General features: G+C 73.8%; 11 protein-coding genes. 5 read left to right on the plus strand and 6 right to left on the minus strand.

Features of this window, described 5'->3' with window-relative positions; translation table 11 throughout:
- Window positions 1-8: 8 nt before the first annotated feature.
- From ACFWEE_RS06860 to ACFWEE_RS06870, 3 genes are read right to left on the minus strand one after another with little or no spacing between them, the layout of a single operon-like run.
- Entirely contained in the window at window positions 9-905 is an 897-nt protein-coding gene (locus ACFWEE_RS06860) for a carbohydrate ABC transporter permease (protein WP_386887053.1), read from the minus strand.
- 2 nt (window positions 906-907) lie between these two features.
- On the minus strand, window positions 908-1,840 hold the full coding sequence (locus tag ACFWEE_RS06865; RefSeq protein WP_386887054.1) for a carbohydrate ABC transporter permease: 933 nt from the start codon (window positions 1,838-1,840) through the stop codon (window positions 908-910).
- 22 nt (window positions 1,841-1,862) lie between these two features.
- Window positions 1,863-3,242 carry an extracellular solute-binding protein gene (locus tag ACFWEE_RS06870; protein ID WP_386887056.1) on the minus strand — a complete coding sequence of 460 codons (1,380 nt, stop codon included), beginning with the start codon at window positions 3,240-3,242 and terminating at the stop codon, window positions 1,863-1,865.
- Window positions 3,243-3,512: 270 nt separating this feature from the next.
- Between ACFWEE_RS06870 and ACFWEE_RS06875 the strand changes: the two genes are divergently transcribed.
- Window positions 3,513-4,583: a LacI family DNA-binding transcriptional regulator gene (locus tag ACFWEE_RS06875; protein ID WP_386887057.1), complete on the plus strand. Its 1,071-nt coding sequence runs from the start codon at window positions 3,513-3,515 to the stop codon at window positions 4,581-4,583.
- A 282-nt stretch (window positions 4,584-4,865) separates the two neighbouring features.
- Window positions 4,866-6,137 carry a DUF6357 family protein gene (locus ACFWEE_RS06880; protein ID WP_386887058.1) on the plus strand — a complete coding sequence of 424 codons (1,272 nt, stop codon included), beginning with the start codon at window positions 4,866-4,868 and terminating at the stop codon, window positions 6,135-6,137.
- A 135-nt stretch (window positions 6,138-6,272) separates the two neighbouring features.
- On the opposite strand, the gene ACFWEE_RS06885 is transcribed toward ACFWEE_RS06880, so the two are convergent.
- Entirely contained in the window at window positions 6,273-7,043 is a 771-nt protein-coding gene (locus ACFWEE_RS06885; RefSeq protein WP_386887060.1) for an ABC transporter ATP-binding protein, read from the minus strand.
- Between the two features lie 284 nt (window positions 7,044-7,327).
- Between ACFWEE_RS06885 and ACFWEE_RS06890 the strand changes: the two genes are divergently transcribed.
- From ACFWEE_RS06890 to ACFWEE_RS06900, 3 genes are read left to right on the plus strand one after another with little or no spacing between them, the layout of a single operon-like run.
- On the plus strand, window positions 7,328-10,648 hold the full coding sequence (locus tag ACFWEE_RS06890) for an FtsX-like permease family protein (RefSeq protein ID WP_386887061.1): 3,321 nt from the start codon (window positions 7,328-7,330) through the stop codon (window positions 10,646-10,648).
- Between the two features lies 1 nt (window position 10,649).
- Window positions 10,650-13,421 (plus strand): FtsX-like permease family protein, encoded by a 2,772-nt coding sequence (locus tag ACFWEE_RS06895; RefSeq protein ID WP_386887062.1) that lies wholly within the window; start codon window positions 10,650-10,652, stop codon window positions 13,419-13,421.
- Window positions 13,418-14,374, plus strand: a complete 957-nt coding sequence (locus tag ACFWEE_RS06900; RefSeq protein ID WP_386887063.1) for an ABC transporter ATP-binding protein — start codon at window positions 13,418-13,420, stop codon at window positions 14,372-14,374. The genes ACFWEE_RS06895 and ACFWEE_RS06900 overlap by 4 nt, the downstream gene beginning before the upstream one ends.
- A gap of 101 nt (window positions 14,375-14,475) precedes the next feature.
- Here ACFWEE_RS06900 and ACFWEE_RS06905 read toward each other — a convergent pair whose 3' ends face one another.
- Together ACFWEE_RS06905 and ACFWEE_RS06910 are read right to left on the minus strand one after the other, a co-directional pair.
- Window positions 14,476-15,054 (minus strand): GAF domain-containing protein, encoded by a 579-nt coding sequence (locus ACFWEE_RS06905; protein ID WP_386887065.1) that lies wholly within the window; start codon window positions 15,052-15,054, stop codon window positions 14,476-14,478.
- Window positions 15,054-15,911: a S8 family serine peptidase gene (locus ACFWEE_RS06910; protein WP_386887066.1), complete on the minus strand. Its 858-nt coding sequence runs from the start codon at window positions 15,909-15,911 to the stop codon at window positions 15,054-15,056. The genes ACFWEE_RS06905 and ACFWEE_RS06910 overlap by 1 nt, the downstream gene beginning before the upstream one ends.
- Window positions 15,912-15,918 lie beyond the last annotated feature (7 nt).

Below are 15,918 nucleotides of genomic sequence, written 5' to 3' on the forward strand. Positions count from 1 at the left end.
TCGGGGGGTCAGCCGCCGCCGAGGCCGGTGGTGGCCACGGAGTTGACGATGCGTCGCTGGAAGAGGAGGAACATCACGATCAGCGGGGCCGCCGACAGCAGGGCGGAGGCCATGGACCCGGCGTACTGGATGCCGTAGGCGTCCTTGACGGTGGCGAGGCCGACGGGGAGCGTCATGAGGTCGGGGTCGTTGGTGACGACGAAGGGCCACATGAAGTTGTTCCACGCGCCGATGAAGACGAAGATCGACACGGCGGAGACGATCGGGCGGGACAGCGGAAGGACGATCGACCAGAACACCCGGAGTTCGGACGCGCCGTCGATGCGGGCGGCGTCCTCCAGTTCGCGGGGGATGCCGTCGAAGAAGCGCTTGAGGATGAAGACCATCATGGGGGCCACGACCTGCGGCAGGATCACCGCCGCGTAGGTGTCGACCAGGTGGAACGTCGTCATCTGCTCGAAGAGCGGGACGATGAGCAGCTGCGGCGGGACCATGATCGCGGCGACGGTGACGGCGAGCAGGGCGCGCTTGCCGCGGAAGGTGCCGCGGGAGAAACCGTACGCGGCCAGTGTGGAGACGGCCACGGTGAGCGCGGTGACCAGGACCGCGATCAGCACGCTGTTGAACGCCCAGGTCGGGACATTGCCGCGGTCGAGGATCTGCCGGTAGGCGGCGAGCGTGAACGCCCCTTTGAACGGCGACAGGCCCGACTTCATCACGTCCTGCTCGCTCTGCAGCGAGGTGGCGACCGCCCAGAGGAAGGGCAGCAGCCAGACGACGGCGAGAACGGTGAGCGCGGTCCCGGCGAAGACGCGGGGCAGCCGTCCGTGGCCGAGCAGCAGGGGGGAGGCGGACTCCTCGCGGCGCGGTCGGGGCCGGCGGACGGGGGTGGAGACGGCGGACACGGTCAGCCCTCCTGACGGAAGAAGCGGAGCTGCACGACGGAGACGACGATGACGAGCGCGAAGAAGACGTAACTGACCGCGGAGGCGTAGCCCAGCCGGTATCCGGTGAACCCGACGTCGTAGACGTACTCCAGGATCGGGCGGGTCGACCCGTTGGGGCCGCCCTTGGTCAGGATGTAGATCTGGTCGAACACCTTGAGCGAGGCGAGCACCTGGAGCATGGCGACCAGAACCGTGGTGTGCCGCAGCTGGGGCAGGGTGACGGACCACAGCCGCCGCCAGGCTCCGGCCCCGTCGAGCGCGGCGGCCTCGTCGAAGGTGACGGGCAGCGACTGCAGGGCCGAGAGGTAGAGCAGGAAGTTGAAGCCCACCGTCCACCAGACGGTGAGGGCCGCCACGGACCACATGGCCACCGACTCGTCGGAGAGCCACCCGACGGGATCCAGGCCGAGGGAGGTCAGCAGCTGGTTCCCGAAGCCGATGTCGGGCTGGTAGAGCCACGTCCAGATGAGCGTGACCACCGTGACCGGCAGCAGGTACGGGGCGAAGTAGGCGAGGCGCCACACCCACTGGCCGACCAGCCCGCTGTGGACGAGCAGGGCCATGACCAGGGCCATCAGGACGAGCGGGACGCAGGATATGAGCGTGAAGAAGACGGTGTTGCCGAGGCTGCTCCAGACGTCCGGGTCTTTGAACGCCTCGGCGTAGTTGGCGAGTCCGACGAACTCGGGGTCGTGCAGGGTCAGGGAGGCGTCGGTGAGGCTCATCCAGAGGCCCTGGACGACGGGCCAGACCAGGAAGAGCCCGAAGAACACCAGGAACGGGAGGACGAACAGACTCCCGCCACCGGTGAGGGAGCGGCGGCGCCGGGGCGCGGACGGGGCTTCGGGGGTGTGCGGTGGCGCCGTGGCTCCGGCGGGTGCGGTGGTGGTCACGATGCGGCTCCTTCGGCTGTCGTCAGGCGACCGGGTTGGGCTGGCGCAGCAGGGTGTCCGCTTCCCGGACCATCTGCCGTACCGCCTTCTCGGCGGAGGTGTTGCCCAGCAGCGCCGACTGGAGCGGCTGGCACATGCGGTTCTGGAAGTTGCCGCCCGCTCCCGCGAACCAGTTCGGCGGGTCGAGTACGGCGATCTCGGCCGCGGCGGCGTAGGAGGACTGGGGGTCGAGCTTCGCGTACTCGGGGCGGGCCTGGACCGGCAGGTAGGCGGGGATGTGTCCGGCGCTCGCCCAGGTCAGGCTCTGCTTGATGATCTCGGCGACGTACCGGTGGGCCTCGCGGCGCCGGGCGGGGTCGGGGTCGTCCTGGTGCGGCAGGACGAAGCTGTGCGAGTCGGCGTAGACAGCCGGCCGGTCGAAGATCTGCGGGAAGGGGGCGGCCCCGAGGTTCTTGATGCCGGACTTGCGGAAGGTGGGCAGTTCCCACTCCCCGGCCATGATCATGCCGCCGCGGCCGTCCATGAAGGCGGCCATCGCACCGTTGTAGTCGAGGTTGTTGGGGTTCGTCCGGCCGTCGAAGAGCTGCTTCATGAAGGTCACGACCTTCACCGCCGCCTCGACGTCGATCTTCGGCGGTCCGCCGTCGGGCAGTGTGAAGGAGGCACCGGTCTGGGCGTACAGCGCGAGGAACTGCCGCCAGCTCTGGGCGGTGTCGGTGACGTGCCCGAAGAGGATGCCGGAGTGCCCCGTGACCTTCGCCAGCTGCTGGCCGGCCTCCAGCAGCGCTTCGGGCGAACCCATCGGTGCCAGTCGGCCGGAGGGGTCGAGCAGACCGGCCTTCCCGGCCACGTCCTTGTCGTAGAAGACGATGAACGGGTGGACGTCCAGCGGGATCGCGTAGACCGTGCCCGCGTGCTGGGCGCGCTTCCACACGGCGGGGGCGAAGTCCTTCTCCGTCACGCCGAACTCGGCCAGCAGGTCCAGGTCGAAGGGGTCGAGCAGGCCGCCGGGGGCGTATCCGGCCAGGCGCGACAGGTGCATGACCGCCACGTCGGACGCCCGGCCGCCGGCCGCCGACATGGCGAGTTTCGTGTAGTACGACGGGCCCCAGTCGAGGATCGTCCGGTCCACGTGGAACCCGTCGGCGCCCTGGGAGACCGCCGCGATCATCTCGTCCATCAGCATGCCGTCGCCGCCCTGGAACAGGTCCCACACCTTCAGCGAGGAGGGCCCCTGGGAGCCGGCCGGCGACGCGCAGCCGGCCAGGGGGCCCGCAGCCAGGAGCGCCGTCGCCCCGGCCGCCCCGTAGCGGAACAGCCGACGTCGGCCGATGCCCGGCGACTCGTCGGGGCTGGGGCCCCAGGCGCCATCTGGCCTGCTGGCAAGGGGTGCAGAGCTCATCACTGACCTTTCGACGGCCGGACGACGTGCCCGGCCGACGGCAGGCGCCATCGGCACGGCAGCCGTCGGCCGCCCGCGCACATCGGGGTGATCCGCACCGGGTCCACCGGTGCGGTGCCCTAGTTTTTACATCGATGTACATTGGCTGTAAAGGGTTGCGTCATCGCCTCTGCGCCGGACCCGCCCCCCGCCCGGCATTCCGGAGCCCGCCCCGGCCCGGCCGGAGGGCACCCATAGACTCGGGGCGTACCAAGGGCTGGGAGGTGGCTGGTGGCACGGCCGAGGATCAAGGACGTCGCACGGCACGCGGGGGTGTCGGAGAAGACGGTGTCCAACGTGCTCAACGACTACGTCCACGTGTCCGAGCGGACCCGGCGGGTGGTGCAGGAGGCGATCGACCACCTCGGCTACCGCATCAACCTCGCCGGACGGCATCTGCGCAGCGGACGGACGGGCATCATCGCCCTGGTGGTGCCGGAACTCGACGTCCCGTACTTCGCCGAACTGGCCCGGCACGTGGTCCGGGAGGCCGAGGCGCGCTCCCTGACGGTGCTGATCCACCAGTCGGGCGGGGACCGGGAGCGGGAACGCGCGGCGCTGGCCGGATTCGGCTCGGAGTTCGTGGACGGTGTCATCCTCAGCCCCCTCGCCCTGGCACCCGAAGACCTGAGCGCCCACGCCGGACCGCCGCCGACCGTCCTGCTGGGCGAGTTGCTGACCGACGGCGCCGACCATGTGGCGATCGACAACGAACACGCGGCCCGCGAAGCCACCGCGCACCTGCTCGCCCAGGGCCGTCGGCGCATCCTCACCGTCGGCGGGCGGGACGACGGCGCGGTCGGCACCGCGCAGGCGCGTACGCGGGGCTTCCTCGCGGCGCTCGCCGAGGCGGGCATCGCGCACGATCCCGCCTCGCTGCTGCCGGTGGACGCGTTCCACATGAGCGACGGGGCCGCCGCGGTGCACCGGGTGCTGGCCGACGGCGGCCGTCCGGACGCCCTCCTGTGCCTCAACGACCAGCTGGCACTGGGCGCGTTGCGGGCACTGCACTCCTTCGGGGCCCGGGTGCCCGACGACGTGGCCGTCATCGGCTTCGACGACGTGGAGGGCGGCCGGTACAGCGTGCCGTCACTGAGCACGGTCTCCCCGGACAAGGAGGCGGTGGCCCGGGTCGCGGTGGACCTGCTGGTGCGCCGTATCGACGAGGCGACGCGTCCGGGTTCCGGGCCGAAGGACGAGGGCGGCCCCGGATCGGCGCGCCCGCAGGACCGCGTCGTGGCACACCGCCTCGTCCTGCGCGAGAGCACCGAGGGAGCGGCGGTGCGCGACGGGGTCTGGTGAGCGGTGGCAGCCGGAACACCGCTCGCCGTGCACCTTCACGGTCGGAAGAGTTCCAGGATTTCGGTCAGGGTCGCGACGGAGGGGACCTGCCCGGCGGGGGCTGCTCCGTGGAGGGCTGCTCCGTCGCCGGTGTCCGGCGCAGAGCCCTGCCCTCGTAAGGACAGCGCGTCTGCTGCTCGGAGCGGGCCGTGGGGCACGCCCGGGGCCCGGTCACACCCGACTGCCTGGGTGGACGAGGGGGCGGCCGGTCACGTTTCGGGCAGGACTCACTACCCTCGCTCCATGGGGAAGACCGATTCGACGAGAGAGATCGTTTTCGCGCGCAGTGGCTGGATCCCGATGGTGATCCGCGAGAACGGTGGGCTGAAGCTGCTGCTCGGTGCCGGTGCCGACGCCAACCACGAGCCCCGCACGTTCACGTTTCCGGTCGGGGAGGCCCATCTCGCGGTGATCCGGGAGGACCTGGTCCGGCACCTGCTGCTGTGGAGTGCGGTCCTTCCGCTGTGCGAGGCCGCCGGAACCCGGGGCCCGCTGGACGAGGACGCCGCCGTCGCACTCCTGGATCCGGTCCTCCTCTCCGCGCCCGCCGACGTCGACGCGCTCTTCCGGCACGTCCCGTGGGACAGGAGCCGGCTCATCGCGCACGGGGCCGACATCCGTCTGCTGGAGCGCGGTCAGGTCTGCGCGGCGATGCGCGCGGCGACGGAGACGGCCGACGGGCAGCGGGCCCAGAAGCACCACGCCGACCGCCGTCGCGCCGAACGCGGGACGGTACTCGGTCCGCTCGACGCCGCGCTCCTGACGTACACGGGCCAGTACCTGCACGGCGCGACGGTCCCGAGGCGGAAGCCCGACGCCGTCGACCCGGCTCTGCTGCCCCAGGTTCTGCGCGTGATCGCCACGGCCGAACAGGCGTGCGCCGGACTGCGGATCGGCCGCGATCCACGACGCGGGAAGCGCGCCACGGACAGGGGCGACTGGGACCGGATGGCGGCGGCGGTCGACGCGGCCGTACGCCGCGCGCACCCCGGGCTCGTCGACGACGCGGTGCGTACCGTGAGCTTCCTGATGTGCTCGGAGGCCGCGGACCGCTCCAGGAACGCGCCCCCGGAGGACGACGAGGAGACCCCCGCCGACCGCGCCGCCTGCGGCGGGGGTGCGAGGAAGACGGTGCTGTCGTTCACCGACGACAAGGACGTCGAGAGGAAGTGGCGCGCGGACAGCCCCCGGTCGGCCTCCGTGGAGTTCTGGGAGTTCGTGGGTGACCGCTCAGCCTCCGACAACGAGGTGTTCACCATCGAGGACGAGGAGAGGGGCGAGGGGATCCAGCTCCACTTCTACGCCGAATCCGTCGCCCGGATCACCACGGTGCGCCGAGGCACGGCCGGGGCGGAACCGGAGTACCTGGTCGAGTACAGCCTGGTCGACGGGATCCGCGGATACCGGCGTCTGGTGAGCGCCTTCGCCCGTGGCGGCTGCGCCGCGCTCGATCAGCACGGCCCCTGGATGACGAACGCCGAGTTCGAGCGCGCGCGCCGGCGGCGCAAGGGCTGAGGGCAGTCCCTTCGCCGAGTCGACCGGACGACCGTGTCCTCGTCGACGCGCTGGCGTTTCTCCCCGCGGGCGAGCACGACCGGCTGCTTCACGGCGAGGCCGAACTGATCGGACACCTCGGTCGGCGGTGCTGACTCACGGGGCCGTAGCACTCCCCGCGAGCGGCTCGGCCGGCGCGTGTTCGACGATGTGTCCGTCGCGGAGTTCCAGGACCCGGTCGGCGAATCCGAGGAGCTGAGGGTCGTGGGTGGCCACCAGCACGGTGACACCCTCGCTGCGCACCAGCGCGCGCAGCAGCCGCATCACCGCGAGGCCGGTCTCCGCGTCCAGCTGACCGGTGGGCTCGTCCGCGATCAGCAGGGCGGGGCGGTTGGCGAGCGCGCGGGCAATGGCCACGCGCTGCTGCTGGCCGCCGGAGAGCTCGCCGGGGCGCTGCGCGGCGTGGTCGCCGAGGCCCACCAGGGAGAGCAGGAGCGCGGCCCGCTCCTCGCGTTCGGCGGGGTCGGTCCCGCGCAGCCGCATGGGTACGCCGACGTTCTCCGCCGCGGTCAGGATGGGGAGCAGCCCGAACGACTGGAAGATGAAGCCGATGCGGTCCCGGCGGAGTTCCAGAAGCCCGTCCTCGCCGAGGTCCGAGAGGTCGGTGCCGCCGACGGTGACCCGGCCGCCGTCCGGGGTGTCGAGGCCGCCGACGAGGTTGAGCAGGGTGGTCTTGCCGGAGCCCGAGCGGCCCTTGAGGGCGACGAGTTCGCCGCGGGGGATCTCGAAGGTGACTCCGCGCAGCGCGTGGACCGCCGCGGCACCGGTGCCGTACGAGCGGCTCAGGTCCTCGACCCGCACCATGGGGCCGTCGGCCGGGTCCGCCGCCGGGGCCGTACCGTTTCGCGCGCCGGTCCTTCGTCTCATCGCTGCTCCCCCCGTGCGTGCGTTGCCGCTCCTCGGCGGTCGCCAGTATGTGCGTGGGGCGCCCGGAGACGCAATGCGCGCCGGGCACCGTCCGGGCCTGCCGGGAGGCGGCGGCGCGGTGGGGACCGAACGGTCACGGGGTCCGGAAATCGGTTCCGCCCGTCCGCACAGCGCTCACGATCTCATCTCGATGTGCCGGCCGGAGGTTCCTGGAGCCGGTGTGCTCTGAGAGCATCCGACGTGCGCCGGGGAGCGCGCGGGTGATGAGGTTTCGGGGGATCGAAGTGACGGAGTTCGTCCTGTCGCGGGTGCGCGCGCACCGGCTTCTGCTCTCCGCGGCCCTGCTGGCGGTCCTGCTCACCACCTGCGTGCTGACCGCGCTCGCCGCGTTCTCCGGTTCCCTGGGCGATGCCGCCCTGCGGTACACGCTCACCCGTCGTTCCGCCGAGGAGTCCTCCCTCGTCGTCTCGGCCGACGTGGCCCCGGAGCGGCGCGGGGAGGCGGACGCGCTGGTGCGCCGCGCCGCGGGCGAGACCTTCGACGGGCTTCCGGTGACGGTGCGGACGATGGCCGGTTCGGGCCCGTACGCCCTGCCGAGGAGCCTGCAGCCGGCGGCCGAGCGGCGGGGCAACCCCGACCTGACGCACTTCGCCTCACTGGACCCGGACCGTGTGCGTCTCGTCGCGGGGCGCATGCCCGCGGCCGGTGAGGGGCGCGCCGGGGGGCCGGTACAGGCGGCGTTGCCGCGTGCCGCCGCCGATGCGCTGGGGCTGGAGGCGGGCGCCCGGATCACGCTCACGGACCGGCTGAGCGACGCGCCCCTGCCGGTCGAGATCACCGGCGTGTACGAGGCCGCCGACCGGGCCGACCCCTACTGGCGGCTGGACCCGCTCGGCGGCCGGGGCGCCGGTGAGGTCGTCTTCACCACGTACGGCCCGCTGCTGACGGATCCGGCCGTGGTCGGCTCGGGCCGGCTCAGTGCCGGACGGGTGTCCTGGCTGGCCGCCGCCGATTTCCGCACGGTGACCACCGGCCGGACCGGCGCGCTGCGGCGCGCCTCGACGGACGTGCCCGAGTCCCTGGCCGCCTCCGCGGTGTTCGCGAAGGGCGCGACGGTCCGTACCTCGCTGCCGGCCGTCATCGACCAGGTCGAGCGGGGCCTGCTGGTGGCGCGCTCGACGATCACGATCGTGGCGGTTCAGCTCGTGCTGCTCGCCGGATACGCGCTGCTGCTCGTGTCCGGACTGCTGAGCAGTGAGCGGGCCGGTGAGACCGAACTCCTGCGGGCCAGGGGCGGCTCACGGGGAAGAATCGCTTCTTCGGCCGCGATCGAGGCACTGCTGCTCGCCGCCCCCGCGGCGGTCGTGGCCCCCCTGCTCGCCGGGCCGCTGACCAGGTCGCTCGCGAGGCTGGGCGAGCTCGGCCGGATCGGGCTGAGGCTCGACGGCGGGGCCGACGGCACGGTCTGGCTGGTCGCCTCCGCGGTGGCACTGCTGTGCGCGCTCGCGGTGCTCGCACCGGCGCTCGCGGCGGGCGGGCGCCGGGCGGGCCGTGCCTCCGCGCTGCCCGCCCCGGTGCGGGCGGGCGCCGACGTCGGGCTGCTGGTCGTCGCGGGGGTGGCGTACTGGCAGTTGGACCGCCGGACCGGCGCGTCCGGCGGCGGTGCGCTCAGCGGCGGCCGTGACGGCACGCTGGGCATCGACCCGCTGCTGGTCGCCGCTCCCGCTCTGGCGCTGCTGGCGGGCACCGTCGTGACACTGCGGCTGCTGCCGTCGGCGGCCCGGCTCGCGGAGCGCGGCGCGGCGGGCGGCCGGGGGCTCTCCGCCGCACTGGCGGGCTGGCAGTTCAGCCGCCGGCCGCTGCGGGGTGCGGGACCCGTGCTGCTGCTGGTGCTGGCGGTGGCGATGGGCATGCTGGCGATCGGTCAGAGCGCTTCCTGGGACCGGTCGCAGGACGACCGGGCCGACTTCGGGTCCGGTGCGTCGGTGCGCGTGGTGGGCGGGCTGTCCGGCGACCCGGCCGAGGCGGCCCCGTACACCGGGCTGCCTGGTGTACGGAACGCGGCGCCCGTGGTCCGTACGACGTCACCCCTGTCCGGCGGCCGGACGGCCGAAGTGCTGGCGGTCGACACCGCGCACGCGGACGAGCGGATGCTGATGCGCGAAGACCTGGCGGGGGTGCCGCCGCAGGCGCTGTTCGACGCGATCGCGCCACCGCCGACCGGACGGACCGGTGTGGTGCTGCCCGCCGGCAGCACACGGGTCCTCTTCGACCTGCGGATCAGCGACACCTCGGCCTCCGGCGGCACCTCGCCCACCGGCGCGGCTCCACGGGTGGGCGTGGTCCTGGAGGACCGCTACGGAATCCGCTACCGGGTGGCCGCGGGCACCGTTCCGGTCGACGGGCGGGCCCACGCGTTGTCGTTCCCCGTGTCCCCGTCGGGCGGGCTGGCCGTGACGGGGTTCGAGCTGGACGGCGCCGTGCCCGAGGGGCACGCCGAGCAGCGGCTCGTCTCCGTCGCACGGCTGCGGTCGCTCACCGCGGACGGCGAGCGACCGGTCACGTCTTCGGACGGGGTGCGCTGGCGAGCCGTGTCGACCGTGAGCGGGGCGGGGGCGGACGGACCGGGCGGGGCGGTCGGGACGGTGACGGGGACGGGCGCGGCGCCCGCGTTCCGTTACAGCACCGGATCGGGCACCGCGGACCGCGGCTCCTGGGGTGCCGGGCAGGTCGACACCCTGCTGCTCCGTGCGGACCGTCCGGCCCCACCGGCCCTGAAGGCAGTGGCCACCGACGCGTATCTGGCCTTCTCCGGGGCACGGTTGGGCCAGCGGGTCGATCTCGCGCTGGGGGGCGGGACGGTCCGGGTGACGCTGGTGAGGTCGGTGCGGGAACTCCCGACCACCGGCCCCGGCGGGGCCTCGGGCTCCGCGGACGGAGCCGCCGCGGACACGACCGCGAAGCCGGGCGGGGCGCTGCTGCTGGACCTCAGGGCGGTGTCCGGAGCACTGGGCCAGGGGTCGGGGGCCACACCGGCGCCCACCGAGTGGTGGCTGAGCACGGCGCCGGGCGACGGCCCGGCGGTGGCGGCCGAGCTGCGCGCGCTGCCCGGCACGGACCCGTCCCAGGTGCGGGTGAGGGACGAGGTGGCGCGGGAGCTGGCGGACGATCCGCTGGGGGCCGGGCCGCAGTCCGCGCTCCGCGCGGCGGCGGTGGTGGCCGCCGCCCTGGCCGCGGTCGGCTTCGCGGTCGGCCTGGTGGGCTCCCAGAGCGAGCGTTCCGCCGAGTTCGCCGTGCTGCGCGCCCTGGGCGCTTCCCGCCGACGGCTGGCCCGGGCGCTGGCCGTCGAACAGGGTGTCCTGATCGCCCTCGCCCTGCTGATCGGGCTGGGCCTGGGGACCGTGCTGACCAGGGCGGTCGTGCCGCTCGTCGTACTGACCGGGCAGGCCGCCCGGCCCGTGCCCGACGTGCTGGTGCAGCTGCCGGCCGGGCAGGTGGCGGCGCTGCTGGCGTCGGTCGCCGTGCTGCCCCTGCTCTTCGTCGCGGCGATCGCGCTGCGCCGCTTCGATCCTGCGGTGTCGCTCCGCCACCAGGGAGACAACTGACATGACCGCTGCCCGCACACCGGCCGCCTGCGCGCCCTGGGTGCGCACCCGGCTGCGTACCGCCCCCGGCGTCTTCGTCGCCCTCGCGGCTCTCGTACTCCTGACGGCGTTCCTCGCCGCCGTGTTCCCGCGCGCGGTCGACGCGTACGGGACGGACGCGCTGCGGCACGCCATCACGTCCGCCGCGCCGGGGCGGAGCGTGCTCGAAGTGACCGCGCCGCCGCCCTCGCTCTCGCAGGCGCCCCCGGTCAGGGAGCGGGCGATGCGTCAGGAGGCGCTGTCCGAGAAGAGCGAGGCGCTGGCGGGGACGCTCCCGGCCCCGCTCCGGGCCGACGTGCCGCGCTCCTCGTACGGCGTGCACACGACGGAGCCGCTGGTCGCCCAGGAGCCCTGGCTCCCGCGTCCCGACGGGCTGCCGCCGCGGTTCACCTACGCGGCCCCGTCGGGACTCGCCGGACACGGCACGCTGCGTGCGGGGCGTTGGCCGGTGGTGCACGGCGAGGTGACCGAGGCGTCCCGCGAGGTGGAAGCGGCCGTCACCGAGGAGACGGCCGCCGAGCTGAGGATGAGGCCCGGCTCCACGCTCGCGCTGGCGACCCACGGCAGGGCGGTGCTCACCGTCCGGATCACCGGCATCGTCGCACCGCTGCGGCCGGAGAGCGGCTACTGGTCGGTCGAGCCGCTGTTCCGCTCCCCGTCCCTGGCGAAGGACCCGGGCTCCCCCACCCCGGTCTACTACTGGACGGCCGCGCTGCTGCTGCCGCCGGACGCGGCGCCCGCACTCCTCGCGACCACGGGCGAGCCCGAACTCTTCTGGCGATTCGCCCCGGACGCCTCCGGCCTCACCGCTGCCGACGCCTCCCGTACGTCCTCCGCCGTCGCCGCGGTGGAGCACGGCCCTGGCCTGCTGAGGCTCCGGGACATCACCGGGCCGACCACCACGCTCACCACCGAACTCGACGCGGTCCTCGACGCCCACCTCGCGACGCGCGACGCGATCGACCCGGTGGTCACCGTCGCGGCCGTGGGCATCGCCGCCGTCGCCGCCGTCGTGCTCCTGATGACCGGCGGGCTGATCGGTGCCCGCCGCCACCACGAACTCGCGTTGCTGCGCTCGCGCGGCGGCTCCCTCACGGGCATCGGGGCGCGGCTCCTGGCCGAGACGGCCGTGGCCGTGCTGCCCGCGGCGGCCGTCGGACTCCTCCTGGCCGTCCTGCTCGTCCCGGACGCCGGGCTCGCTCCCGCAGCGGTGGGCGCCGCGGCCGTCGCCGTACCGGTCTGCCTGGTGCTGCCCCTGCTCACTGCCCTGCACCACCGCCGCCCCCTGCTGCCCGGGGCCCGCGACGACCTGGTGGACGCCCGGCCCGGCCCTCGGCGCACGGTCGCCGAACTGACGCTGCTCGTGCTGGCGGCGGGCGCCGTCACCGCGCTGCGCCGCCGCGGTACGACGACGGGCTCGGGGGCCGACCTGCTGGTCAGCGCCGCGCCGGTCCTGGTGGGGCTGATCGCCGCGCTCGTCCTCGTACGGCTGTACCCCCTGCCGCTGCGCCTGGCGTCCCGCCCCGCGGCGAGGCTGCGCGGTGCGGTCGGTTTCCTCTCACTGGCACGGGCGGGCCGGGCCCCGTCGAACGGCACGCTGCCCCTGCTGGCCCTGCTGGTCGCGCTGAGCACGGCGGCGTTCGGGGGTTCCGTACTCGCGGGCGTCGCGGACGCGCGCGCCGACGCGGCGCTGCGCGCGGTCGGCGCGGACGCCCGGGTCAGCGGCGAGGGCGCGCTCTCCGCGGTCCCCGGGGACGTCCTGGCCCGGCTCCGGGCCGCGCACGGCGTCGAGGACGTCGCGCCCGTGCACATCGAGTACGGCACCCGGCTGGCCGCGTCGCGGGACACCGGGGAGGACACGGAACGCGCGACCGTGGTGGGGGTCGACCCCGCGTCGTACGCGCGGCTGGCCCGCGCCACGGGGCTGGCCGCCTTCCCGGCGGGCGCGCTGGAGAGCGGCCCGGACCGGGCCGGGGCCGTGCCCGTGATCGTCTCGCCCGCTGTCGCGCACCTGTTCGGCGACGGGCCCCACGCGGTCCGGACACAGGGCGGCGGCCTCACGGTACGGGTCGCCGGGGTGCTGCCGCGCACCTCCGCGGTGAGCGACGGAGAGTTCCTGATCGCCGACGCGCGGGCGCTCGCCGCACCGGACACCACCACCGTGCTGGTGACCGGAACCGCCCTCGACGAGAAGGCCCTGCGCGCGGCGGCGCGCGCGGCGGGCCCCGAGTACGTGGTGCGGCTGCGGTCGGCGGAGCGCGGGAAGCTCGTGGACACCCCGGTGCAGGCGGGCGCCGAACGGGTCTACCGGGCGGCCGTCGCCGCCGGGGCGGGGTACGCGCTTCTCGCCGTGGTCCTCTCGCTGCTGCGGACGGCGCCGGAGCGCACCACGCTCCTGGCGCGCCTGCGCACCATGGGGCTCACCACCCGTCAGGGGCGGCGGCTGCTCGCCCTGGAGGCGCTGCCGCAGGCACTGCTGGCCGCGGTGGGCGGGCTCCTCGTCGGCTGGGCGACCATCGCCCTGCTGGCGCCCGGAGTCGACCTGTCCGCACTGGCGCTGACCGACGTCTCGCCGGGGAACCCGCACACCGCCTCGCTGCGGGCCGACGTCCGGTCGCTGGCGCTCCCGGCGCTGGGAGTGGTCTTCCTCACCGCCGCCGTGGCCGGTGCGCAGGCGTGGTGGTCGGGCCGTCGTGGATCGATCAAGGAACTCAGGGCAGGAGACACCCGGTGACACCATCGACGGAGACCACGCTGGCGGAGCTCGAAAGGCGGGCGGCGCAACGCCGCGACCGGCCCGCCTACGGGCACGACGCCCTGATCGTCTGCGACCGGCTGGTACGCGTCTTCTCCGCCGACGGTGTGGAGGTGCAGGCCCTTCAGGGTCTCGATCTCCTCGTCGCCGAGGGCGAGTTGATGGCGTTGGTCGGCGCGTCGGGGAGCGGGAAGTCGACCCTGATGAACATCCTGGCGGGGCTCGACGTCCCCACGGCCGGTTCGGCGAAGGCGGCGGGCTGCGATCTGCTGGCCATGGGGCCGAAGGAGCGGCTGCGCTACCGCCGTGACGTGGTCGGCTTCGTCTGGCAGCAGACCTCCCGCAACCTGCTGCCGTACCTCACCGCCGCACAGAACATCACCCTTCCGATGCAGCTGCGCGGGCGCGGGAGGAATCGCGAACGGGCCGCGCGCGCCGAATCGTTGCTGGAGATGCTGGAGGTCACGGACTGCCGGGACCGCCGCCCCGCCCAGATGTCCGGCGGACAGCAGCAGCGGGTGGCGATCGCGGTCGCGCTGGCCAACAACCCCTCGGTGCTGCTGGCCGACGAGCCGACCGGTGAACTGGACTCCGCGACGGGCGAGCAGGTGTTCGCCGCGTTCCGCCGTGCCAACGAGGAGCTGGGCACGACGATCGTGATCGTCACCCACGACCAGGCGGTGGCGGACGAGGTGCGCCGCACCGTCGCGATCCGGGACGGCCGCACCTCCTCCGAGGTGCTGCGGCACACCGAGGTCGACGCGGCGACGGGCCAGGAGTCCCTGGTGGCCCGCGAGTACGCGATGCTCGACCGGGCGGGCCGGCTGCAGCTCCCGGCGGACTACACCGAGGCGTTGGGCATGGAACACCGGGTGGCACTGGAACTCGAACGGGACCACATCGGGGTGTGGCCGGACACGTCCGGCGAGTGACCCGGGCGTGGGCGGGCGTTCCGGAGCGCTTTCGGCCCGGGTCGGCTCGCCGCCGTGCCCCTCGTCCCGGTACCGCCGCGGTCGGCGGCGGTACCGGGTGTTCAGTGCGTGCCGGGCGCGTTGAGCAGTTCCTGGAGCTCGGTGAGGAGGCGGTTCGCCTTGACGTGGTCGCCGGGGGCGAGCGCGCGGCCGGGCGGCTGGTGGTGGGTGACCAGACGCAGCGCCGTCGCGGCCTGGCGGCCGAACATCGACAGCAGTTCGAGTTCGCCGAGGCTGGAGCGGGTCTGCGGCGCCGGGTCGAGGACCTCCAGCACACCCAGGGTCCGGTGGTCGTGCAGCAGGGGCACCGCCATCAGCGCATCGGGGACGTACCGGGTGGACTGGGCGAAGGTGCGGTCGAACGCGGAGTTCTGCGAGAGCCGGTCGACGATCATCGGTTCGCCGGAGGTGGTGACCCATCCGGCGATCCCGCGGTCGGCGGGGAAACGGCGTCCGACGAGGGACTCCTCGCCCTGGCCGGAGACGGCCTGGAAGACGAGCTCGTTGGTCTCCTCGTCGAGGAGGAAGACCGAGCTGGCCTGCGCGCCGAAGATGGCTCTCGCGACGTCGACGACCGACTGGAGCAGTTCGAGGGCGAAGGGGTGGGCGGAGTGGGTGGCGGGCTCGGCGGCAGTGGACATCAGGCACCTTCGGGGCTTCGGGCGGCGACGTGGACATTGGCCGCGGTGAGGTAGAGAGCGTTCTTCAGCTGGAAGGTCGTCATCCGCGGGTTGGCCGAGAGCAATCTGGCGCAGAGCCCTGCGATGTACGGCGTGGCGAGGCTGTTGCCGGTGCTGCGGATCGTGGTGCCGCCGAGCCAGGGCACCTCCACGTTCTGGCCGGGGGCGAAGAACTCGACGGGCGGGTCGGGGTTGTAGAGGTGCAGATCCGGGTCGTCCTCCTGGTGGCTGCCGACGGAGATCACGGAGGCGAACCGCCAGGGGAAGCTCTCCACGGGCGAGTTGTGGGCGGAGGCGACGATCACCGTACGGTCGAAGTACGCGGCGTCCACGAGCGCGTGGAGTTCCTCCGCGAAGCGGGTGCGGGTGGTCGACAGGCTCATGTTCACCACGTCGAAGCCCTGCTCCACGGCCCACCGCAGACCGGCGAGGAGGACGTCGCCGGTGCCGGAGAAGCGCTCGCCCAGCACCCGGAGGCTGTGGATCTCGCAGTCGGGTGCGGTGCGGCGGACGATTCCGGCGCAGGCCGTGCCGTGGCCGCAGGTGTCGCCGGTCTCGGTGGGGCGCACCTCGATGCCGTCGCCGTCCTTGACGGCGACCCATGAGCCGCCGAGCGGGCCGATCAGCGGATGGTCGCGTTCGACGCCGGAGTCCAGCACGCAGACGCGGATACCGCGGCCGGTTCCCTGGCGCGGTTGCTGGGGGGCGCCGGCGAGCGAACCGTCGGTCGTGACGGCGATGTCCTCGGGGCTCCGGCCGCGCAGACTCCAGGTGAGCCTGCCGCCCGTGGCGGTGGCTGTGGAGGCCGTGGCGGTCATAGGGTGA

This window comes from Streptomyces sp. NPDC060184 (assembly GCF_042728795.1).
Classification (GTDB): Bacteria; Actinomycetota; Actinomycetes; order Streptomycetales; family Streptomycetaceae; genus Streptomyces.